The following is a 20,910-nucleotide window of genomic DNA, read 5'->3' as shown; positions in this document are numbered from 1 at the left end:
ACAGTCGAAAACGCGTTTTCGATAAGGAGCTCTCATGCGCAGCCGCCTGACCGAGGAGCGCGAACACGAACTGCTCGGCATCGCCCTGGCCCTCGTCCGCGAGCGGGGCTACGACGAGGTGACCATCGACGACATCGCGAGGGCCGCCCGCGCCAGCACGGCCACCCTCTACCGGCGGTGGGGCGGGAAGGCGAAGATGGTCATCACCGCGGTCAAGGTGAGCAAGCCCGCCCGTCCGGCCGAGATCGACACCGGCACGCTCCGCGGAGACCTGCTGGAGGCGACCCGCCGGGGGACGGTGCCGCGACCGCTGACCGGGCTGGCCCAGGCAGTTCTCGTCGACGAGGAGCTGCGGGCCGCCTTCCACGAGCTGATGATCGAGCCGGAGCTGGCGGTGCTGCGCCGGGCGCTGGAGCGCCACGTGGCGGCGGGCGAGATCGACGCGGACAACCCGATCCTCGACATGGTCGACCGGCTGCTCATCGGCCCGCTGGTCGCCGAGGCACTCTGGCTCGGCGACACGCCGGGGATGGCCGAGCGGCTCGTCGACGAGGTCGTGCTGCCGCTGCTGACCCGAAAGGGCTGAGTTTGCCTTCGCGGGCATTCCATGACCTGCCCGCGACGGCCACGTGGGTCGCGGTCTGCCTGCCCATAGGTAACGTCACATATGGGTTGATGTCGTGACCAGGGAGGGGAACATCCATGGTCGACAAGTGGCAGGTCAAGCGTGACCTGGCCGACGCGATCAACGACCACGACGTGCCGCGGATGCTCGATCTTTTCGCCAAGGACGCCGCCTATGTCTCGCCCGCCGGAGTGGCGGAGGGATCCGAGCAGATCGTGTGGTTGTTCGAGCAGTTCTTCCGGGGCTTCCCGGATCTTCATCTCGCGGTCTGGTACGAGGGGACCGAGACTGACAATCCCCTGGTGGTCGAGTGGACGGCGGTCGGCACGCACACGGGGCCGTTCCTGCTGCCCGACGGACGGGATCTGGAACCGACGGGTCGCCGCATCACCCTGCGTGGCACCTGCGCCTCTTTCGTCGAGGACGGAAAGATCGTCACGCACCGGGAGTACTTCGACCAGTTGGAGCTGTACTCGCAGCTCGGTATGCACCTGGAGATGGGCGAGTCCGCCGCGTGAACCTCAGGCCGGCGACTTGATGCCGGTCACCGGCCGCTGACCAGTCGCGCCACACGAGGACCGGCGCAGGTCCATCGCATCAAACGTACATAAAAGAACCAGCCGTGAGCCCCCGGGCCCACGGCTGGTCCTGTCAGGTGGTCAGGGCGTCACTGGTTGATGACGAACTGGGTGCCGGGCTCGCGGACGATGTCCCCGTCGGCCGAGTTCGTGATGGTCACGTTCGTGAGGGTCGCCGAGCCCCGGGCTCCGGACATCGCCAGGATGCCCGCGCCGTTGTTGGACTTGTCGATCTTCACGTTGGTGATCTGGGCGGTGACCTCGCCGCCGCCCGTCTTGAACTGGATGCCGTCGTAGGTCGAATCGACGATGTCGGTGTCCCGGATGGTCACGCCCGGGATGCCGGCGCCCTGCGCGAACAGGGTGATCGCGCCGAACTCCTGGTCCTCGTTCCAGAACGCCCCGCCGGTCCGGTAGAGGCCGTTGTTGGCGATCAGCGTCGTCCCGGTGAACGGGATCGGGTCGTGGTCGGTCGCCAGCATGATGCCGGGGTAGTTCGCGGTGTCGTAGATCAGGTTGTTCTCGATCTTGTTGCCGAAGCCGCCGTAGACCGCGATGCCGTTGGCGCGCCAGGGCAGCTGGATCGTGTTGTTGATGAACTGGTTGTTGGAGCCGATGTCGACCGACTGGTCCTTGACGTACTTGGACGCCCAGACGGCCAGCGCGTCGTCGCCGGTGGTGCGGAACGAGCTGTTGAACACCTTGGAGTTGCGGGTGCCGTTGGCGAAGTTGATGCCGTCGGCGTAGGTGTTGCGGATGCGCATGCCGCTGAACTCCACCCCGATGCCGGGGCCCCAGAGCTCGGGGATGTTGGTGTAGTCGCGGCCGGCCCAGACGCCCACGTTCGCGTGCTCGATCCACACGTTCGTGATCTTGGTGTTCTGGCCGAAGCGGCCGTTCAGGCCGACGCCGCCCTCGGCTCCTCCGGGTCCGCCGCGGATGCGGCCCGAGCCGAAGATCGCGATGTCCGAGATCTGGGTGTTGTTGTCGATGTCGAAGCCGAAGTTGCCCTCGTGCGGGTGGTTGATGCCGCCCTGGACCAGGTGCGGCTCGGTGAGCGTGTAGAGCTGCGAGTGCCACATGCCGGCGCCGCGGATCGTCACGTTGCTGATGCCGACCTGGTTGTGGCTGCCGCGGTTCAGCGGGTCGTCGGTCAGGATCTTCTGCTCCTGCCGCCACTGACCGGCGGGGATCCACACGCAGCTGATGACGCCGTTCTGATCGTCGGTGACCGCGCGCTGGATGGCCTGGGTGTCGTCCTGGCCGTCGTTCGGGATCGCGCCGTACTGGGTGATGCTGGTGCAGTTCGAGGGCTGGCTCAGCGGGGGAGCGACCTGCTCCAGGTCGATCAGGTCGATGATGTAGAACGCGGCGTCGTCACCGGCGTCCCGCTGGAGGCGGAACTTGGTGCCGACCGGGTAGGTCTGGCTGAGCAGGGCGTTCGACTCGTCGAACAGGCGCCGGGCGTCGCCGCCGGGGGTCTGCACGAGGCCCTCAGGGTCGTCGGTGGAGCCGTACAACCACGAGTGCTTCGACGACAGGGTGATCTTCCGGTTGAACGTGCCGTCGATGTAGAGGCTGATCGTCTTGTCCTGGCCGCCGCCGCCGGCGGCGTCCGGGATCGAGTTGCGGATGACGATCGAGTTCGACGGCACGGTCGAGGTGAACTCGACGTACTGGCCGGTGCTGTTCAGGCGGACCGAGCTGCGGCCGCTCGACTCCGAGGCGAAGTTCGTGTGCCCGAAGGTGCGCAGCGCGTCGGCGGTCAGGACCGTCCCGTTGTGCTGAGCGGCCTCGGCCTCGTACTCGGTGTACGGCACCGCGGCGCCGCGCCCGACCACGATGGCCTGCGTAAACGTGTTGTTCGACTCGTTGGTCTCGGTGACCGCGCCGGTGGCGTCGGCCGTGGCGGTGATGGTCGCGCCGCCGCTGGTGGCCGTCCACGTTCCGCTGATCGAGACGGTGGCCGTGGCCCCCGCCGCGATCGTGCCGGTGGAACCGTTCAGGGTGGTCGAGCCGACCGTGACGCGGGTGGTGCTCGCGCCCGCCGGGTCGATGCCCCGGTTGTTGACCGAGACGGTGAAGCTGACGGCCTGGCCGACGGCCGGGTTCGCCGGGTTGGACGTCACGCCGGTGACCTGCAGGTCGGGGCCGGGGGCCTGGGCGACCGTGAGCTGGGTCGGCGCGGTGAAGGTGTTGTTGGCCTCGTTCTGCTCGAACACGGTGCCGTCGGCGTCGACCGTGGCGGCGACCGCGTAGGTGCCCTGCGGGCGGGCGCCGACGTTCTGGGTGAACGTGGCCTGCGCGCCGGCCGCCAGGGCCGGGATGCTGACCGTGCCGACGAGGCTGCCGCCGACGGTGACGTTCACGCTGTCGGCCGGGGAGGCCGAGGTGCCGTTGTTGCGGACCGTGCCGGTGACCGTGATCGCCTGGGTCTCGTTGGGCGAGGTGGGCGACCAGCTCAGCGCGGTGACCTGGAGGTCGGGGTTGGGCGCCGGGGTGCCGAACACCTGGAACTCGGCGATCTGGCCCGCTGGGGCGCCGGTGTTACTCGTGATGCGGAGCTGCACGTCGGCCGTGGTCGCGGTGACCGGGATGGTCACCGTGTTCTGCGCGGCCGGGTTGAACGTGTAGGCCGTCGCGCCGACCAGGCTGGTGTAGGTGGTGGCGGCCTGGTCGCGTCCGAAGACCTGGATGTTCTGCGTACGCGAGCCCCACGCCGACGACGGGTTGAGCTTCAGCACCACCGAGGTGACGGCGGCGTTCGACCCCAGCTTGACCGTGAGCACGCTGGGCCAGACGCCGGACGCGCCCTCCCAGTAGGTGTCCAGGTTGTTGTCGTTGGCGTTGGCCGCGACGAACGTGTGGACGTGCCCCGACTCGGTGATCTCCTTGCCCTGGGCCAGGTTGGTGCCCGTCGGCGGGTTGGTGCCGGTCCGGGTCACCGAGTTGCTGAACGGGCCGATGTTGCCGGCCGCGTCCTTGGCCCGCACCTGGTAGGAGACGGTGGCCGTGGCGGGCTGGTTGTCGGTGTAGGTGAGCACGCCCGCGCCGACCTGCGCGACGTAGGCGCCGCCGCGGAAGATCTCGTATCCGGCCACGCCGACGTTGTCGGTCGCCGCGCCCCACGCCAGGCGGATCTGGCCGGAGGCGGGCTCGGTGTAGCTCAGCGTGCCCGGCGCGGAGGGCGCCTGGGTGTCGCCGCCCGACTGCCCCTGACGGGTGACCGAGTTGCTGTTGCCGGAGGTGTTGCCGGCGGCGTCGCGGGCGCGCACGTGATAGGTCACCGTGGCCGTCGAGGGCTGGGTGTCCGTGTACGTCAGCACGTTGCCCGCGACCGTCGTGACGAGCGCGCCGCCCCGGAAGATCTCGTAGCCGGTCACCCCGACGTTGTCGGTCGAGGCGCCCCAGGCGAGCCTGATCTGGTTGGCGGCCGGCTCGGTGAAGCTCAGCGTGCCCGGGGTGGAGGGCGCCTGGGTGTCACCGGGGGTCGTGGGGCCGTACACCTCGAACTCGGAGATCTGCCCGGCGGCCCAGCCGGTGTTGCCGGTGATGTTCAGGCGCACGTACCGGGTCGAGGTCGCGGTGAAGTTGATCGTCACCGTGTTCCCGCTGGCCGGGTTGAAGGTGTAGCCCGCCGACCCGACGATGTCGGTGAACGACGTGCCGTTCGTGCTGCCCTGGACGGCCAGGGTCTGGGTCCGCGTCGCCCAGCCGGAGGCGGGGAGCTTCAGCACCACCCGGTTGACCGAGGTGGACGCGCCCAGGTCGACCTGGAGCCACTCGGGGAAGACGTTGTTGTTGCTCTCCCAGTAGGTGGCCTGGTTGTTGTCGTTCGCGTTCGAAGCGACGTAATTCTGCGACACCGAGCTGCCGCTCATCGTACGGCCGGAGGCAAGATTTCCACCGGTGTTGCCGCCGCCGTCGGTGGCGTAGATCTCGAACTCCGAGATCTGGGCGGCCGGCCAGCCGGTGTTGGCGGTGACGTTGACCCGCCAGTAGCGGTGCGTCGCCGAGCCGAAGTTGATGGTGACGGAGTTGCCGGTGGCCGGGTTGAACGTGTAGTTCGCCGAGGCCACGACGGTGGAGAAGGTGTTGCCGTCGGCGCTGCCCTGGACGGTCAGCGTCTGGGTGCGGGTCTGCCAGGCGGAGGCGCCGGGCACCTTGAGCACGATCTGGTCCACGGCGGTGGCACTGCCGAGGTCGATGCGCGCCCACTGGGGGAAGCTGTTGTTGACGCTCTCCCAGTAGGTCGACTGGTTGCCGTCGTTGAGGGCGGAGGCGGGCTGGCCCGCGGTCGAGCTGGACACCGCGGTGGCCTTGCCCAGAGACAGGTTGGGCCCGCCGGCGGCGGACGCGGGCGGGGCGAGGAGCCCAGACGCGACGAGGCCGGCGGCGACGACGGTCGCCACCAGCCTCAGGGGTCCGTGCAGCTTTCTCATTCGCGTTCTTCTCTCGTCAGGGTCGACAGGTGGAGACACGGATGGGGGCGGGAGCACGGACGCAGTGCATTCCCTGAAGAGTTGCGAGAAACAGAGAGAAATTAGACGACAAATTGCAAGATTCTTGCGTAGTGCTGGTCGAATGTTACATATGTGCTACGGGGCCGTCAATGTTCCAGTCACCTGCGGATGAGGCGCTGCGAGCTTGATGAGCGGCGATCTCCGCGGGCATGTCCCGCTCCGCGCCGAGGAGGACCGTGGCCGAGTGGTTCCTCAGGAGATCCCGTAGACGGCGAGGAACAGCCGCAGGCGCGGTACGTCCTCTCGCGTGAGCAGCCCGTCGAGCATGGCCATGACGGGGGCCCGGTCGCGGCCGGCCAGGCGCTTGCGGAGCAGCGGCGGGATCGCCCGGTTCAGCTCGGCGAGCGCCAGCTTCCTGATCTCGCCGTCGGCCCGCTCGGCGATGTCGAGCAGCCGCACGACGGCCTCGTCGTCCTCGGCGGGCGGCCGGAGGCTGGTCCGCCAGGCCGCGACGGCCGAGATACCGGCGGCGAGGGAGGAGATGAGGGCGCTCATCGAGGTCACCACACCCGAGCCGACCCCGAACGACGTCATCGTCTGCGACGTCAGCGTGCCGAACGAGATGACCCCGGCGACGACGACGAGCCCGAGGATGAGGTAAATCGTTAAGTTCGAGCGCATTCGATCAGGTTATGATCGAAAACATGATCGTTGGAAAGGACGACACCACCTCCATCAGGTGAGTGTCACGACGCGGCGAGACGCCGCCTCCATCCGCGAAGACTGGCTCCGGGTCGCCCTGTCGACCGAGCCCGCCGACCGCCCCGAAGCCGAAGCCGCCATCACGGGCCTCTACCGGCTGAACGGGCTTCCCCCGCCCCGGTTCCACTGGGTGCCCTCCCCGGCCGGCCTCCCGCATGTCGATGGTGCGCCGCTGACCCGCCTGTTCTCCGGGCGACGGCGGCAGCTGACCCGCGACCTCGACGCCGCCATCGTGGTGACCCAGCGCCGGAGGGAGCAGGTCCGCCGGCAGGTGGTCTGGCCGCTCAGTCGCAGCCGCCTCCCCTTCAGGCTGGTCGTGTACGACCACGACCGCGACTGGCCGGACGTCCACGACGTGTCGTGGCCGGCCTACTACGACTGCCTGCCCTGGGCCCCCGGCGTCGACGGCATCGACCTGTGGGACCGGGCCGCCCGAGCGGGCGGCTGGTGGTGGACCGCCCGGCGATCGTCCACACCCAACCGGGTCCCCAGGACTCGCCAACCTGTCCGCGCGTACCGGACACGCGTTCGACGACCATCTCGACCGGAGCCTGACCATCCCGGTCCTCGAAGGGCTCCAGGCTCAGGGAGACCTCCTGGTCATCCCGGCCGTCCTGCTGGGGGCCTCCGACTGGCGTCCGGTGCCGCCGGAGGGGCTCGTCCTGCTCGACGGGGTGCACCCCCACGTGCTGGTGGCCGACCCCGGCACCTGCCGCTGGACCGACGGCCCCGACGGCCGGGTGTTCGCCGCCACCGCCCCCGTCTACCTGATGCACCCCGAACACGGGGCGACCGGGCTCGCGCCGGGGAGCTATGTGACCCATCGCCAGCGCGAATGGCGCAGGACGGTGGAACTGCCGGTCTTCGACTGACCCCGGGGGGCGGACCGGCCGGGCCGGTCCGCCCTTAGGGTGCCGGTGTGCCCGACTTCCTCACCGAGACCCGCGCCGGATACGACGCCCTCGTCGCCGAATACGTCGATCTGTTCATGGACGATCTGGAGACCAACCCGTTCGACCAGTCGGTCCTCCAGCTGTTCACCGATCTCGTCCCGCCCGGCAAGGTCCTGGAGGCCGGGTGCGGGCCCGGCCGGATCACCTCGTGGCTGCACCGGCGCGGCCTGGACATCTCGGGCGTCGACCTCTCGCCCGGAATGCTGGCCCACGCCCGGGCGACCTTCCCCGACATCGTGTTCAGTGAGGGCGACATGCGCTCGCTCGACGTCCCCGACGCCTCGCTGAGCGGCCTGGTCGCCTGGTATTCGATCATCCACATCCCGGCCGAGCTCCTGCCCGGCGTCTTCGCCGAGTTCCGGCGGGTGCTCGCGCCCGGCGGCCTGCTGCTGGTCGCCTTCCAGGTCGGCGACGAGATCCTGCGGGTCCGGGACATCGACTTCCGCCGCCTCGACCCGGCCGTGGTCACGGGGCTGCTCGCCGAGGCCGGGTTCACGCCGGTCGCCCAGGGGAGCAGGGAGCCGCGGGAGACGGAGAAGGTCCCGCAGGCCTGGCTGCTGGCCCGAGCGGGCCAAGCGGTGCTCGGTTAATTGCCGGTGTACAGGGTGATCCGTGTGGAGAAGGGCACCTGGGTGCCCCCCACCGGATCCTGCCGGGTGACGAACCGCGACTCGTCGGAGATCGTCACCCCGCTCCGGTTGAGCAGCCAGTAACCCGAGCCCTGGAGCCGCCCGACGGCCTCCGCCCACCGCAGGCCGGTCACGTCGGGCAGCGTTCCGCCCTTCCTGACCAGCTGTTCCCTGGCTTCGGCGCGGCTGGCGTAGTAACCGTCGACGGAGCCGATCAGCACACCGCACCCGCCGGCCAGGATGAGGGTCGCGAGCACCACGGCCATGATCACGGAGGAGCGGTCGCGCTCGCGGAGCGGCGGGGCGGTGTCGTTCATGGAGACAATCTGACGTTGTTGGGGACCGGCGGAAACACCTGTTATCGAATCGGCATTTGCCCGACGATGACAGTCGCGTCAAGCTCCTCGGAAGACGTGATGAAGGGCTCCAGCCCGGCCTTCAGCACCGCCGAGCACGCCCCGGCCGCCTGCTCCTCGGAGGTCTCGACGAGCACCGATCCGCCCGGCGCCAGCCATTCGGGCGCCAGCCGGAACACCCGCCTGATCAGCTCCAACCCGTCTTCACCCCCGTCGAGGGCCACCAGGGGTTCGTGCAGCCGCGCCTCGGGCGGGAGGAAGTCGACCTCTTCGGTCGGCACGTAGGGCGCGTTCGCCACCAGCACGTCGATGCGCCCCCGCAGGAGGAGCGGCAGCGCCTGGTAGAGGTCGCCCTGGTGGACCAGCGCCTGCGGCACGTTCCGCCGGGCGCAGGCGACGGCCGCCGGGTCGATGTCGGAGACGTGCAGGATCACCCCCGGCACCTCGGCGGCGACGGCGGCCCCCACGGCGCCCGTGCCGCAGCAGAGATCGACGACGACCGACCCCGGCCGGGCCCGCGCGATGGCCTCACCGGCCAGGAACTCGGTCCGCCGCCGGGGTACGAAGACCCCGGGATCGACGAGGACACGCAGGTCGCGAAACCGGGCCCAGCCGAGCACCTGTTCGAGGGGGAGCCCCGCCACCCGTTCGCCGATCATGCGGCGCACTTCTTCGGGGGAGCCGGCGGTGGAGAGGATCAGCCGCGCTTCGTCTTCGGCGAAGACGCAGCCGGCGGTACGGAGTTCGGAGACGACCGATGAGAGGGACACGAGACCTGCCTTCGTTGGCGGAACTGGGCGGGAATGGGTCTCACCTCCTCATCCGAGAGCTGACTACGAAACGCCATCACCCTACCGCACGCCCGGCCGGGCCCAGAAAACGGGTGGGCGAATTGAACGGTGATCTGTACCGTCTTTAACGTCGGTTCGCGAATGGCGCGGGTCGAAGACAATCGGTTATCGACTTCGGATCGAGAGGTCGCGGGTTCGAATCCCGCCCGGGGTGCCACCTGCCCCGGTAGCTCAGCGGGAGAGCGCTTATGCCGGTTGTCAGCACCATATCCGCGCCATTCTCGCACCGGCGTCGGACGGGTCGAAGCCGGTCGGTTATCTCAACGCGGTGGTTGCGGGTTCGAATCCCGCGGGTTCGAGAAATCGAGCTCCAGCTCAAATGGAAGAGCTCCGTGACATCGGTCGGCGCCACCATATCCGTCCACTTTTCCATTACGGAGGAATCGCCGTGAACGACATTCGTGACCCCCTCGCCGACGTCTCCGAGATCGGCGCGAAGAAGGTGCGCAACGCCGCCGGCGGCGTCGTGTACGAGAAGGACCTGTGGCAGCGGGTCGAGGACTTCCTCATTCTCGGCACCACGGGCGGCACCTACTACGTCGACGGCGGCAAGCTGACCGAGATCAACGTCGGCGTCCTCTACAAGGCGCTGCACACCGACGGCCCGCGTGTGGTCGAGCTGCTCACCGAGATCTCCACCGCCCGCCCGCCCCGCGCGCCCAAGAACCAGCCCGCCCTCTTCGCGCTCGCGGCGGCGTACGCGCGTGGTGACGAGGCGACCCGCCGGGCCGCCAAGGCGGCGCTGCCCAAGGTCGCCCGCACCACCGACCACCTCGCGACCTTCTTCGGCTACTACAAGAACCTCGGCGGCAAGCGCACCTCGCGGGGCACCAGTCCGGTGATGGGCCGCTCGTTGCGGTCCGCGCTCGGCTCGTGGTTCCTGCAGGGCGAGGCCGACGACGTGGCGTTCAAGGTCTGCAAGGCGGGTCAGCGCAAGACCCCGTCGGGTGAGTCGTTCGCGCTGCGCGACGTGCTGCGGATGGCCCACCCGGCGGGCGACACCGACCAGCGCAAGGTGCTGTTCGGCTGGATCGCCGGCAACGTGGCCGACGACGTGGCCCGCGCGGCGCTGCCCTCGGTCGACCGGTTCCTCACCGCCAAGGCCGTCACCACGGTCGAGGAGGCGACCCGGCTCGACGTGCCGTGGGAGTTCCTGCCCGACGCGATGCTCACCGAGCCGAAGGTCTGGGACCACCTCGTCGACACCATCGGCATGACCGCGCTGCTGCGCAACCTCGCCCGGATGACCCGCATCGGCACGCTCGTGCCGCTCGGCGACGCCACCCGGCGCGTGGTCGCCCGGCTCACCGCCTTCCACCAGCTCCGCAAGGCGCGGATCCACCCGCTGGACGTGTGGCTGGCGATGCGCGTCTACGCCTCGGGCCAGGGCCGCGACGGCACGACGTGGACGCCGGTCCCGGCGATCCTCGACGCGCTGGAGGAGGCGTACGAGAAGTCGTTCGGCTTCGTCCAGCCGACCGGGAAGAGGCTGCTGCTCGCGGTCGACTCGTCGGGCTCGATGGCCTACGCGCAGTGTGTGGTCGGCGGCTCGCCCGTCGGCACGCCCTACGAGGTCGGGTCGGCCATGGCGGTCATGCTGGCGCGCATCGAGAAGGGCAACGTGCACGCCATCGAGGTCGACACGAAGGTGCACGCCTCGAAGGTGAGCGCGCGGACCAACCTCCGCGACATCGCCAAGTGGCGGCCGTCGGGCGGCGGCACCGACCTGTCGTTGCCGTTCAAGCACCTGCTCGGCGAGCGCATGAACGTCGACGGCGTCGTCGTCTTCACCGACAACGAGACGTGGGCGGGCCGGGGCGCCCCGGCCGACGCCCTGGCGCGTTACCGCAAGACGGTCAACCGCGACGCCCGGGTGGTCGTGGCCGCCATGACGGCGGCCGGCTACTCGGTCGTCGACCACCAGGACCCGAACGCGCTCAACGTGGCCGGCCTCGACGCGTCGCTGCCGCTGATCGTGAACGGCTTCGTCCGCTAACGGGCCTGCTGGAACGCCTTGCCGGCCCGGGTCGCGACGCCGTCCTCGGTGAACAGGCCGCTGTTGGGTTCGGCCTCCTTGGCGGGGAGGCCGAACCACGCGTACCGCTGCACATAGGGCAGTGACGCGAGCATCTTCGACGAGGCGGCGAGGAAGGCGGCCTGTTCGGCGTCGCTGGCGTACTTGGCGCCGCCGGAGAAGTCGATCAGGGCGTACTCGGTCAGCCAGATCGGCTTCCTGTACCGCTGCCAGACCTTCTGCAGATAGCTCTTGAGCTGCTGCGTCGCGGCGGCGGCCCGGAAGTCGCCGCCGTACCAGTGCAGGGTGACGAAGTCGACGCGGTAGCCCCTCTCCTTGGCCCCCTTCATGAAGCGGTCGAGCCAGCCGCCCGGGGTGTCGCCGCCGAAGGCCACGCCGGGGGAGCCGAGGATCTTCCCGGCCTTCTCCAGTTGCGGCCACAACTCCAGCGCACGTTCCACGGTCATGTTCGACTGCTGGGCCAGGTCGGGCTCGTTGAAGCTCAGCAGGTACGGACCCGCCTTCTTGGCCTCCGCGAGCGCCTTCGGCGTGACGCTGTCGGCGCCCCAGATCATCGGGACGAACTCCACGTTCCTCGGGGTCCGCACGCCGTTCTGGTGAGTCGCCCAGGTGTAGTACCAGCGGGCCCCCGACTTGGCCAGGGAGGTGCTGACCCCGTTCATCGGCCACACCCCGACGCCCTTCTTCACCGCGGGGGCGGCGGGTGGCGGAGGCGGCGGCTGCTGGGTCTTCGACGGTCTGGGCGAGGGCTTCTTCGACGGTTTCGGCGACGGGCTCGGGCTCGGCTCGCGGACGGGCGTCTTCGACGGCGCCGGGCTCTCGGTGACCACCACGGGTGGCGGAACGGCGACGGGCCGGGGCGGCGCCTCGCTCGTCCAGGGCTGCAGCACGAACACCCCGGCCGTCACCGCCGCCGCCCCGGCGGCCGTGAGGGGGATCCAGACGTTCTTGGCCGCCACGGCCGTCGTCTTGAGCGTGACCGGCACGAGCTTGGTGAGCATGAACCCGGCCGGCACCGCCACGAGGGGCAGCCCGAGCAGCAACCGCTCCAGGGGGACCATGCCCTGGGTGCGGCGGCCGCAGAACGTACACCCCCGGATGTGCCGGGCGAACCGTTTGCGCCACAACGGCGAGGGCACCCCGTCCCAGCCCAGGAACATGCCCCGGAGCTCGGGGCACTGGGCGCGCGCGTTGAGACAGCGCACGACCGACTGCGCGATCTGGATCTGCTCCTTCATGCGCTGCACTCGCACGGCCGCGTGCTTGGCCGACAACCCGAGCGACGACGCCAGGTCGGCCCGCCCGAGCTCCCCGGTCTCCTCCAGCCACCACAACGACAGCAGCGCCCGGTCGTCGGGGTCGAGCCAGCGGGTCGCCTCGGCGACCTCGCGCCGCTGGTCGGTCAGCCCCAGCTGGAGGATGGTCAGCCCGGCGAAGTCGGAGGCGGGGTCGGCCACCTCGGTCGCCGTGTCGAGGTCGGTCCTGCGGTGCTGGGCGGTGCGCTTCTCGGCTTCGTGGTCGCGTACCTGCCGGACCGCGATGGCCACCAGCCACGACCGGTAGGCGTCGAGGTCCCGCAGCCCCGGCAGCCCGCGGACCATCCGGATCAGGGTCTCCTGGACGACGTCGTCGGTGTCGTTGTGCCCGTTCAGCGCCCGGCCGACGATGTTGTAGACCAGCGGCAGCGAATCGGCGACCAGGCGGTCGAGGGCAGCCTGATCCCCGTCGCGTGCCGCCGCGACCATCGCCGTGTCGGGTCCGCTCCTCGCTGGCATGCTGCATCCCCTTCTGAGGGCCGTGCTTCGGAGACCCCGTGGCGGGGCCCGGGGTTACGAAAATCTACTGACCTTTTCGGTGGTTTTTTGTTGTTCTGCCGTGACCTGCGGGTCTCCAGTAACAGAAGAGGTATTTCAGAACGACTGAGTCCCACCGGGAGGTACGTGAGGTGCGACTGACGACTGGCGCACCCTGGGCGGTCGTGCTCGCGGCCCTCCTGGTGCCGGGCTGCGCCGCCCCGCAGGTTCACGCTCCTGCTGCGGCGGCGGTGCAGCCCTCTGCGGTGGCGCGGCCCTCGGCCGCGTTCAACCCGACGGACGTGGCCTGGATCCAGCTCGAGATCCCCATGACCGAGTCGGTGCTGGCACTGACGGACCTGGCGCCTGAACGCACAGCGAACCCGTCAGTGCTGGCCATGGCGTCCCAGGTCGCGGCCGAACAGCAGCAGCAACTTGAGGGGCTACGTGGGTTGTTGCGTGAAGCGGGGCTTCCGCCGACAAACGTCCACGAGGGTCATGACATGCCCGGTATGGTGACGAAGAGCGACCTGTTGATAGCGCAACGTCTCAACGCGGAGCCGTTCGACAAGCTGTTCCGGAAACACCTGAAGGACTTCCTGACCCAGTCCCTGCTGGTCGCGAAAGGCGAACAGACATCCGGCGCGAACGAGGCGACGAAGCAGTACGCCAAGACCCTCTCGGCCGCCCGCGAAGCGACGCTGGCCGATCTGAGATGACGACCCACTGGGAGTCCCTGCTCCGCCCCCCGTCGGAGGCCCGCTGGGTGTCCCTGCTCGACGAGGAGGGACCGGCCACGGGCAGCCTGCGACCGATCCCGGCCGGGCCCCGCCCCGCCCGCCGGGAGCGGGCGAGCGGCGACGGCCCCGCGACGGACAGCCTGCACCCGGTCCCCGCACAGAGGCAGCGCGGCCGCCGGTCCCGGCCCGCCGTTCAGAGGAAGCCGGTTCCCCGGCGTCGCCCGGGAAGCTTCGTCGGCACCCTGCTCTGGACCGGCGCGGTCGTGGCGACCGCCGGCTGCTGGGCCGACCTGCCCGAAGTCGCCTCCACCGCCGACGGCCTGGCCTGGCTGGGCCGCCTGACCGGCCTGCTGGCCGGCTACGGCGCGGCGATCCTGGTCGCCCTCATGGCCCGCATCCCCTACCTCGACCGGACGATCGGCTCGGACCGCCTCTCCCGCTGGCACGCCCTGGGAGGCCGCGGCACGCTGGCGTTGTCGGTGGCGCACATGGTCTTCGCCATGGCCGCCCGCGCGGTCAGCTCTGGCGTGTGGGAGGGCACCTTCGGTCTCGTCCTGTACGGCCCGGGCATCCTCGAAGCGACCGTCTCCCTGGCGTTGCTGCTGGCCGTGGGTCTGATCTCGGCACGGGCGATCCGGTCGCGGATGTCCTACGAGGCCTGGCACCACGCCCACTTCCTCACCTACCTGGCCATCTACCTGGGCTTCGCCCACCAGCTCACCGGGCCGTCCTTCGGAGGCGTCGGCGCGTGGGCCTGGCGGGGCCTCTACCTGGGCGTGGCCGCGCTCCTCCTCTGGTACCGCTTCGCCGTGCCGGTGATCCGATCCCGGCGGCACCGCCTGAGGGTGGCCGGGATCCGGCGTGAGTCGGCCGACGTGGTCTCCGTCTACATCGCGGGCGACGACCTGGAGTCGCTGGGCGCCGAGCCCGGCCAGTTCTTCCGGTGGCGCTTCCTGACCAAGGGCATGTGGTGGGCCGCCAATCCCTACTCCCTGTCGGCGGTGCCGAGCGGCCGGCACCTGCGCATCACCGTGAAGGCGGCCGGCGCCCACAGTCGGGCCCTGTTCTCCCTGGCCCCCGGCACCCGCGTCTGGGCCGAGGGCCCCTACGGCGCGCTGACCGCCGCCCGGGGGCGTTCGGACCGGGTCCTGCTGATCGCGGGGGGTGTGGGCATCAGCCCGCTGCGGGCGCTGTTCGAGTCGATGCCCGGCCAGGTGACGCTGCTCTACCTGGCCCGGACGGTCGAGGACCTGGTCCTGCGCGGGGAACTCGACGCCATCGCGGCGGCCCGGGGCGCGCGGGTGCACTACACGGTGAACGAGGACCTGACGGTTCCGCTGACGGGCCGCTCGTTGTCCCGCGCCATTCCCGATCTGGCCGACTACGACGTGTTCGTGTGCGGGCCGCGCGGGATGACGCAGAAGGCGCTCAACGCGCTGCGGCGGGCGGGCGTGCCGAAGCAGCAGATCCACCTGGAGAACTTCGACTTCTAGGCCGCCGAAACTCGGACTTGCGGAGTCAGGAAGTCTGAGTGATCCTTCTCTTAGGAAGGTTTCTTTATAGAAAGCTGAAGTCCGCGGCCGTCACCCCGCGTTCCCCCGCTGATCCTTCCGCCATGGGCTCCGGCTCTCCTCATGAGGTGGCCGGAGTTCGCGTATCCGCTCCACGGAGGAGAGCCAGGTGTTACGTAACAAGGTGGCCGCAGCCGCCGCCGGCCTGATGGCCGGTTCGCTGCTCGTAGTCCTGCCGTCCGCGCCCGCCAGCGCCCACGGCACCATGTCGAACCCCCCGAGCCGGGTCTACCAGTGCAAGAACGAGGGCCCCGAGTCGCCCGACTCGGCCGCCTGCGCCGCCGCCGTCGCGGCCGGCGGCACCCAGGCCTTCTACGACTGGAACGAGGTCAGCCTGCTCGAAGCGGGTGGCCGGCACCGCCAGCTCATTCCCGACGGGAAGCTCTGCAGCGCGGGCCGTGACAAGTACCGGGGGCTGGACCTCCAGCGCACCGACTGGCCGGCCACGCCGTTCTCGGCCGGGCCGCGCACCATCACCTACCACGCCACCGCGCCCCACTCGAACAGCAACTTCGAGTTCTACATCACCCGCGAGGGCTGGAACCCGTCGATGCCGTTGAAGTGGTCGGACCTGGTGCACATCCAGACGTTCAACAACTTCAACCCGACCACGTTCACCAACTGGACCATCAACATCCCGCAGCGGACCGGCCGCCACATCCTCTACTCCATCTGGCAGCGGGTGGTCGGCTCCAACGAGGCGTTCTACACCTGCTCCGACGTGGTCTTCGGCGGCGGCAACCCGAACCCGACCCCCTCGCCGACGCCGACCGTCACCCCGACCCCCACACCCACGCCGACCCCGACGGTCACGCCCACCCAGAACCCCGGCGGCACCTGGGCGCCCGGTGTGGCCTACCAGACCGGCAACCGGGTGACCTACGGCGGTGTCACCTACCAGTGCCGCCAGCCGCACACCTCGCTCGTCGGCTGGGAGCCGCCGAACGTGCCCGCCCTGTGGCAGCGCGTCTGATCCCGTGAGTGAACGCGGGCCGCGTCCGACGGACGCGGCCCGCCGTCGAAGGAGGCGGGCATGCGCCGGCTGCTCATCGTTCTCTTCTTTGCCTGTACGGCCTGCGCCCCGCCCGGCGTCCAGGAAGAAGCCCCGGTCAACGCGGCCGACGTCATGTTCCTGCAGATGATGGTCGCGCACAACAAACAGGGCCACGAGCTGGCCCGGCTCGCCGAGAGCCGCGAGCTGCCCCAGAAGGTCGAGCAGCTCGCCGCCGCGATGCGGGCGACCCAGGCGACCGAGACGAGCACGATGACGACGTGGCTCCTCCAGTGGGAACAGCCGCTGACGATGGACCAGGAGGCCCACCACGCCCACGGCGGCACCGCGATCGACGCCCAGAAGGACCTGACCCGGCTGCGCAGGACCGCCGACGCCGACTTCCCCCGCGAACTGCTGAACGCCCTCATCGCCCACCAGGACGACGCGATCCAGTTCGCCCGCTACGAGAAGGGCAGCGGCGCCAACCCGGCAGCACGCGACCTGGCCGAGCAGATCGACGTCGCCCGGTCGGCGCAGATCACCTACATGCTGGACCTGCTTGACTCATAGGCATGCCGGAACTCCAGCTTCTGCGTGCCGATCACGCCGATCGGCTCCTGACCTTCGAGACCGACAACCGCGCCTTCTTCGCCCGAACCGTCGAGGACCGGGGCGACGACTACTTCACCACGTTCCCCGTCCATCACCAGGCCGTGCTCGACGACCAGGCCAAGGGCACGCTGCGCTTCCACGTGCTGGTCGCCGACGACGGCGAGATCCTGGGCCGCTTCAACCTGTACGACCTGGAGAACGGCACCGCCGAACTGGGCTTCCGCCTAGCCGAGAAGGCGACCGGCCGAGGCGTGGCCACCGCGGCGGTCCGGGAGTTGTGCGACCGCGCGAAGGGCTACGGCCTGCGCAGCCTGAGGGCCGGCGCCGACGTGGCGAACCGGGGCTCCCGGCGAGTGCTGCAACGCGCCGGTTTCGTCCAGACCGGCGAGACCTCGTTCTGGCGCAATCTGTACGACGAGTTCCTGATCGCCGGCGAACTCCGGGTCCGGCGGCTGGGCTTCGGCGCCATGCACCTGTCCGAGAACGACGGCGACGTGGTCAGACGCGCCGTCGACCTCGGCGTCACGCTCATCGACACCGCCTACCTCTACGGCTGGGGCGCCAACGAGGAGCTGCTGGCCCGCACCCTGTGGCCGTACAGAGAAGAACTGCTCGTGACCACCAAGGTCGGAGTCGCGCAGCCCGGTCGGCTCGACGGGCGGCCGGAGGTACTGCGCGCCCAAGTGGACGCGGCGCTGACGCGCCTGCGCATGGACCGGCTGGACCTGCTCCAGCTCCACCGGATCGACCCCGAGGTTCCGCTCGCCGACCAGGTCGGCACCCTCAAGGACCTCCGCGACCAGGGCAAGATCGGCCACATCGGGCTCTCCGAGGTCACCGTCGAACAGCTCGCGCAGGCGCGCGAGATCGTCGAGGTGGCGAGCGTGCAGAACCGCTACAACCTGCTCGACCGAGAGCACGATGCCGTCGTGGACGCCTGCGAGGCGGCCGGCATCGCCTTCCTCCCGTGGCGGCCGGTGCTGCCCGCGGTCGACGGGCTCACGGCCGAGTCGGGCGCGACCCCGGCCCAGCTGGGCCTGGCCTGGTTGCTGGCCCGCTCTCCGGTCATCCTGCCCATCCCCGGTACGTCGAAGATCGCCCACCTGGAGGAGAACGTCGCGGCCGGTGCGATCCAGCTCACCGAGGCCCAATGGAAACGGCTCAGCTGACCTTAGTGGCGACGCGACGCGGCAGAAGGTGATCAATGCTCTACGTCAACATGACCGGGTGGACCGCGTTCTTCTCCGGGACGGCGAAGCTGATTGGCCGGGCTCGTCCGGTCGAAGGGTGGGACACCGAGACGGGTGTCGCCTACGTGGTCGACCCCGAACAGGGGCGGCTGCGGCCGGTGACCGACTGGGAGGACTTCTCCCACCTGGAGCGAGCGGAGCAGTTCATGGCCGCCCTGCCAGGTGGAGGGTGGGAACTGGACGACGAAGACGACGGCCCCGGCGCCGTGGTGGCGTGGCTGATCTCCAGTTCCGGAGGCGCCACCCCGGTAACGGTGGATCTGATGGGCTTCGTGTTCTTCAACGATATGAGTCTCGCCGACCGGGTGACCCCGCCGGCTCGACCGAGTCAGGGATCGAGATGACGTACACGTTCAACTCCACGGGCTGGATCGCCGTCTTCGGCGGTACGGAGACCGAGCCGGCGAGAAGCGTCCCGGTGGAAGGCTGGGATTCGACCACTGGTGTCGCGTTGGTGGTCGATCCCCAGTTGGGAAAGATGCGCGCGGTGACGGACTGGCCGGACTTCTCGCATCTGGAGCAGACGCGACGCGCCATCGCCGCCATCCCGGGAGGAGGATGGCGGCTCCGGCACGGCGACGGCACGGAGCCGGTCCTGGCCTGGCTGATCGCCGCGAACGGCCAGGCCGCGCCGATAATGATCGACGCCTCCCATGCCGCGGCGCCGGTGAATCCCACCCACGCCGATCGAGTGGTCCCCCCGGAGGCCGACTAGCGGGAGACCCCGATGCCGCCCGGGGTCGTCGCGCCGAAGCGCTCGATCTCCTTCGTCAGGTCGAGCGGCCGGACCGACGCCTTCCCGCCCGCGATGGCCTCGGTGATGAGGTCGGCCGGGACCAGCCACGACACCTCGAACTCCAGCCCGTCGGGGTCCTTGGCGTAGAGGGCCTTGGTGGTCGAGTGGTCGGAGGCGCCGACGAGTGCGCCGAGTTCGAGCAGGCGGGTCTGGATCCGCTCCAGCTCGGCCAGCGTGTCGACCTCCCACGCCAGGTGGTAGAGGCCGACCGCGCCGCGCCCGGCGGTGGTGGGGCCCGCGTCGGCGCCCACTTCGAACAGGCCGAGGTCGTGGTCGTTGGACGACCCCTCCGCCTGGAGGAACGCGGCTCCGGGGAAGCCCATGACCACTCGGAAGCCGAGGGCCTTCTCGTAGAAGTCGACGCTGCGTGCGACGTCGCGGACGTACAGCACGGCGTGGTTGAGTCGCTGAACCGGCATGCCTCCAGCAGCAACCGGGGATCTCCGCTTGTTCCCGGGAAACTGTCGGTCCCAGGTCCTAGGGTGGTCGGCGGCCATTTCTAAGGGGGACGTGAACGATGATCGTCGACCGCGTGGCGCGGGAGCGCGCGGAGAACCAGCTGTTGTTCCAGGCGGTCCACGAGGTCGCGCGCGACCACGCCGGAGCCGCGGTCGACGACGTGGTCGCGGCGCTGCTGCGCAACCTTCCTCCGGCGCCCAGATTGTCGGGAGACGAGGTGCGCCGGATCGCCGAGCAGATCAGCGTGGGGCGGGATCCCTCCGGTCTGTGAGCCGCTCTGAGAGCGCGGCCGGGTCGGCGACGACGGTCTCCAGCACCTGACCGGCCGCGCCGAGCGCCGCCGCCTCCGAGCCGAGCTGGGAGACCTCGACCGGCGGGGCCTGGGCGCGCAGTTGCGCCAGGCGTCCGCCCATCGTCTCGGCGACGACCCCGCCGATCCACGGGAACAGGGGCGCGTAGATGCCGCCCAGGACGATCGTGTGGGGGTCGACCAGGTTGATCGCCGACGACAGCGCCACCCCGAGGGCCCAGCCCGCCTTGTCGCAGGCCGCGAGGGTGGCGGCGTCGCCGTGTTCGAGCTGGGCGACGATCGCGTCGATGCCGTGGGCGTAGGGGCTGCGGTCGCCGGCCGCCTCGAAGAAGGCGTCCTGTCCGGCGTACTGCTCCAGGCAGCCCCGGGCGCCGCAACGGCACTGCGGGCCCTCCGGCGTCACGACCACGTGGCCGAGCTCGCCGGCGAAGCCGCGTGCGCCGCGGAACAGGGCGCCGTTGACGACCAGGCCGGCGCCGATGCCGATCTCGCCCGAAACGTAGAGGAAATCGGCCCGGCCGACGCCGAACCAGAGCTCGCCCAGGGCGGCCAGGTTGGCCTCGTTCTCCACCCTGATCGGCACCCCGAGGTCGAGCGCGGTGCCCACGGGCACGTTCCGCCAGCCGAGGTTGGGGGCGTTGTGGATCTCGCCCGACTCGACGTCGACCGGGCCGGGCACGGCGAGACCGGCCCCGACGACCCGCAACCCGGTCCCCTCGGCCTGGGCGAGCGCCGACAGCGCCAGGCGCCGGAGGTCGCCGATGACGTCGAGCGGTTCTGACAAGCGGTTGTCGACCGTCTGTGTCAGACGCAGCCTGACCCGGCGGGCCAGATCGACCACCCTGACCGCCAGATAGTCGACGTTGAGCTCCAGGCCGAGGGCCGCGACGCGGTCTCCGCTGACCCGCACCTCGACCCCGGGACGGCCGCGCTCGCCGCCTCTGACGGCCCCGGTCTCCACCACCAGCCCGGCGTCGAGCAGGTCTGCCACCAGCTTGGACACGGTCGTCTTGGTCAGTCCGGTGACTTCGGCCAGGGACGCGCGCGTGAGCGAGCCATGCGTCCGGACCTCCCGCAGGACGAGGGAGAGGTTGCGCGCCCGCATCGCGTCGTGCCGTACGGCCTGCGCCATT

Annotated in this window: 20 protein-coding genes and 1 pseudogene; 14 read left to right on the top strand and 7 right to left on the bottom strand. The window is 70.1% G+C overall.

Annotated features, from left to right (window positions below; translation table 11 throughout):
• Nucleotides 1-34 precede the first annotated feature (34 nt).
• Entirely contained in the window at nt 35-586 is a 552-nt protein-coding gene (locus QSK34_RS21940) for a TetR-like C-terminal domain-containing protein (RefSeq protein ID WP_285586103.1), read from the top strand.
• Nucleotides 587-702: 116 nt separating this feature from the next.
• The gene (locus QSK34_RS21935; RefSeq protein WP_285586102.1) at nt 703-1,143 is read left to right on the top strand and encodes an ester cyclase; all 441 of its coding nucleotides are present in this window, start codon (nt 703-705) and stop codon (nt 1,141-1,143) included.
• A 149-nt stretch (nt 1,144-1,292) separates the two neighbouring features.
• Here the strand turns inward: QSK34_RS21935 and QSK34_RS21930 are convergent, their stop codons facing one another.
• Together QSK34_RS21930 and QSK34_RS21925 are read right to left on the bottom strand one after the other, a co-directional pair.
• Nucleotides 1,293-5,645, bottom strand: coding sequence for a galactose-binding domain-containing protein (locus QSK34_RS21930; RefSeq protein WP_285586101.1), 4,353 nt, complete (start codon nt 5,643-5,645; stop codon nt 1,293-1,295).
• Nucleotides 5,646-5,918: 273 nt separating this feature from the next.
• Nucleotides 5,919-6,347, bottom strand: a complete 429-nt coding sequence (locus tag QSK34_RS21925) for a hypothetical protein (protein ID WP_285586100.1) — start codon at nt 6,345-6,347, stop codon at nt 5,919-5,921.
• A gap of 584 nt (nt 6,348-6,931) precedes the next feature.
• Between QSK34_RS21925 and QSK34_RS37950 the strand changes: the two genes are divergently transcribed.
• Nucleotides 6,932-7,300, top strand: coding sequence for a DUF8820 family protein (locus QSK34_RS37950; protein WP_502875540.1), 369 nt, complete (start codon nt 6,932-6,934; stop codon nt 7,298-7,300).
• A 47-nt stretch (nt 7,301-7,347) separates the two neighbouring features.
• Nucleotides 7,348-7,971, top strand: coding sequence for a class I SAM-dependent DNA methyltransferase (locus QSK34_RS21915; RefSeq protein WP_161479690.1), 624 nt, complete (start codon nt 7,348-7,350; stop codon nt 7,969-7,971).
• On the opposite strand, the gene QSK34_RS21910 is transcribed toward QSK34_RS21915, so the two are convergent.
• Both QSK34_RS21910 and QSK34_RS21905 read right to left on the bottom strand, forming a co-directional pair.
• Nucleotides 7,968-8,327: a PASTA domain-containing protein gene (locus QSK34_RS21910; RefSeq protein WP_285586098.1), complete on the bottom strand. Its 360-nt coding sequence runs from the start codon at nt 8,325-8,327 to the stop codon at nt 7,968-7,970. The genes QSK34_RS21915 and QSK34_RS21910 overlap by 4 nt on opposite strands.
• Before the next feature lie 41 nt (nt 8,328-8,368).
• Nucleotides 8,369-9,136, bottom strand: coding sequence for a putative protein N(5)-glutamine methyltransferase (locus tag QSK34_RS21905; protein WP_285586097.1), 768 nt, complete (start codon nt 9,134-9,136; stop codon nt 8,369-8,371).
• A 469-nt stretch (nt 9,137-9,605) separates the two neighbouring features.
• Between QSK34_RS21905 and QSK34_RS21900 the strand changes: the two genes are divergently transcribed.
• Nucleotides 9,606-11,213 carry a TROVE domain-containing protein gene (locus QSK34_RS21900; protein WP_285586096.1) on the top strand — a complete coding sequence of 536 codons (1,608 nt, stop codon included), beginning with the start codon at nt 9,606-9,608 and terminating at the stop codon, nt 11,211-11,213.
• Here the strand turns inward: QSK34_RS21900 and QSK34_RS21895 are convergent.
• Nucleotides 11,210-13,027, bottom strand: coding sequence for a sigma-70 family RNA polymerase sigma factor (locus QSK34_RS21895; RefSeq protein ID WP_285586095.1), 1,818 nt, complete (start codon nt 13,025-13,027; stop codon nt 11,210-11,212). The genes QSK34_RS21900 and QSK34_RS21895 overlap by 4 nt on opposite strands.
• Nucleotides 13,028-13,230: 203 nt before the next feature.
• Between QSK34_RS21895 and QSK34_RS21890 the strand changes: the two genes are divergently transcribed.
• From QSK34_RS21890 to QSK34_RS21855, 8 genes and pseudogenes are all read left to right on the top strand, one after another.
• Nucleotides 13,231-13,764: a DUF305 domain-containing protein gene (locus QSK34_RS21890; RefSeq protein ID WP_285586094.1), complete on the top strand. Its 534-nt coding sequence runs from the start codon at nt 13,231-13,233 to the stop codon at nt 13,762-13,764.
• Nucleotides 13,761-15,278, top strand: coding sequence for a ferredoxin reductase family protein (locus QSK34_RS21885; protein ID WP_285586093.1), 1,518 nt, complete (start codon nt 13,761-13,763; stop codon nt 15,276-15,278). Before QSK34_RS21890 ends, QSK34_RS21885 begins: the two co-directional genes overlap by 4 nt.
• 187 nt (nt 15,279-15,465) lie before the next feature.
• Nucleotides 15,466-16,329 (top strand): lytic polysaccharide monooxygenase auxiliary activity family 9 protein, encoded by an 864-nt coding sequence (locus QSK34_RS21880; protein ID WP_285586092.1) that lies wholly within the window; start codon nt 15,466-15,468, stop codon nt 16,327-16,329.
• Nucleotides 16,330-16,389: 60 nt separating this feature from the next.
• Nucleotides 16,390-16,920 carry a DUF305 domain-containing protein gene (locus tag QSK34_RS21875; RefSeq protein ID WP_285586091.1) on the top strand — a complete coding sequence of 177 codons (531 nt, stop codon included), beginning with the start codon at nt 16,390-16,392 and terminating at the stop codon, nt 16,918-16,920.
• A gap of 2 nt (nt 16,921-16,922) precedes the next feature.
• Nucleotides 16,923-17,327 (top strand): annotated as a pseudogene (locus QSK34_RS21870) (GNAT family N-acetyltransferase); the annotation flags it as partial.
• A 42-nt stretch (nt 17,328-17,369) separates the two neighbouring features.
• A complete protein-coding gene (locus QSK34_RS21865; protein WP_285586706.1) occupies nt 17,370-18,131 on the top strand; it encodes an aldo/keto reductase in 762 nt (253 codons plus the stop codon).
• A 35-nt stretch (nt 18,132-18,166) separates the two neighbouring features.
• Complete coding sequence (locus QSK34_RS21860; RefSeq protein WP_285586090.1) at nt 18,167-18,556, top strand: hypothetical protein; 390 nt, start codon at nt 18,167-18,169, stop codon at nt 18,554-18,556.
• Nucleotides 18,553-18,927: a hypothetical protein gene (locus QSK34_RS21855; protein WP_285586088.1), complete on the top strand. Its 375-nt coding sequence runs from the start codon at nt 18,553-18,555 to the stop codon at nt 18,925-18,927. The genes QSK34_RS21860 and QSK34_RS21855 overlap by 4 nt, the downstream gene beginning before the upstream one ends.
• Here the strand turns inward: QSK34_RS21855 and QSK34_RS21850 are convergent.
• On the bottom strand, nt 18,924-19,427 hold the full coding sequence (locus tag QSK34_RS21850) for a VOC family protein (protein WP_161479700.1): 504 nt from the start codon (nt 19,425-19,427) through the stop codon (nt 18,924-18,926). The genes QSK34_RS21855 and QSK34_RS21850 overlap by 4 nt on opposite strands.
• A 98-nt stretch (nt 19,428-19,525) precedes the next feature.
• On the opposite strand from QSK34_RS21850, the gene QSK34_RS21845 reads away from it, so the two are divergent.
• Nucleotides 19,526-19,738: a hypothetical protein gene (locus QSK34_RS21845; RefSeq protein ID WP_161479701.1), complete on the top strand. Its 213-nt coding sequence runs from the start codon at nt 19,526-19,528 to the stop codon at nt 19,736-19,738.
• Here the strand turns inward: QSK34_RS21845 and QSK34_RS21840 are convergent.
• Nucleotides 19,707-20,909, bottom strand: a complete 1,203-nt coding sequence (locus QSK34_RS21840; protein ID WP_285586087.1) for an ROK family transcriptional regulator — start codon at nt 20,907-20,909, stop codon at nt 19,707-19,709. The genes QSK34_RS21845 and QSK34_RS21840 overlap by 32 nt on opposite strands.
• Nucleotide 20,910 lies beyond the last annotated feature (1 nt).

The organism is Herbidospora sp. NBRC 101105, assembly GCF_030269205.1.
GTDB lineage: Bacteria > Actinomycetota > Actinomycetes > Streptosporangiales > Streptosporangiaceae > Herbidospora > Herbidospora solisilvae.
The sequence above is the reverse complement of the archived record's forward strand: the minus strand, read 5'-3'. Positions and strand labels throughout refer to the sequence as shown.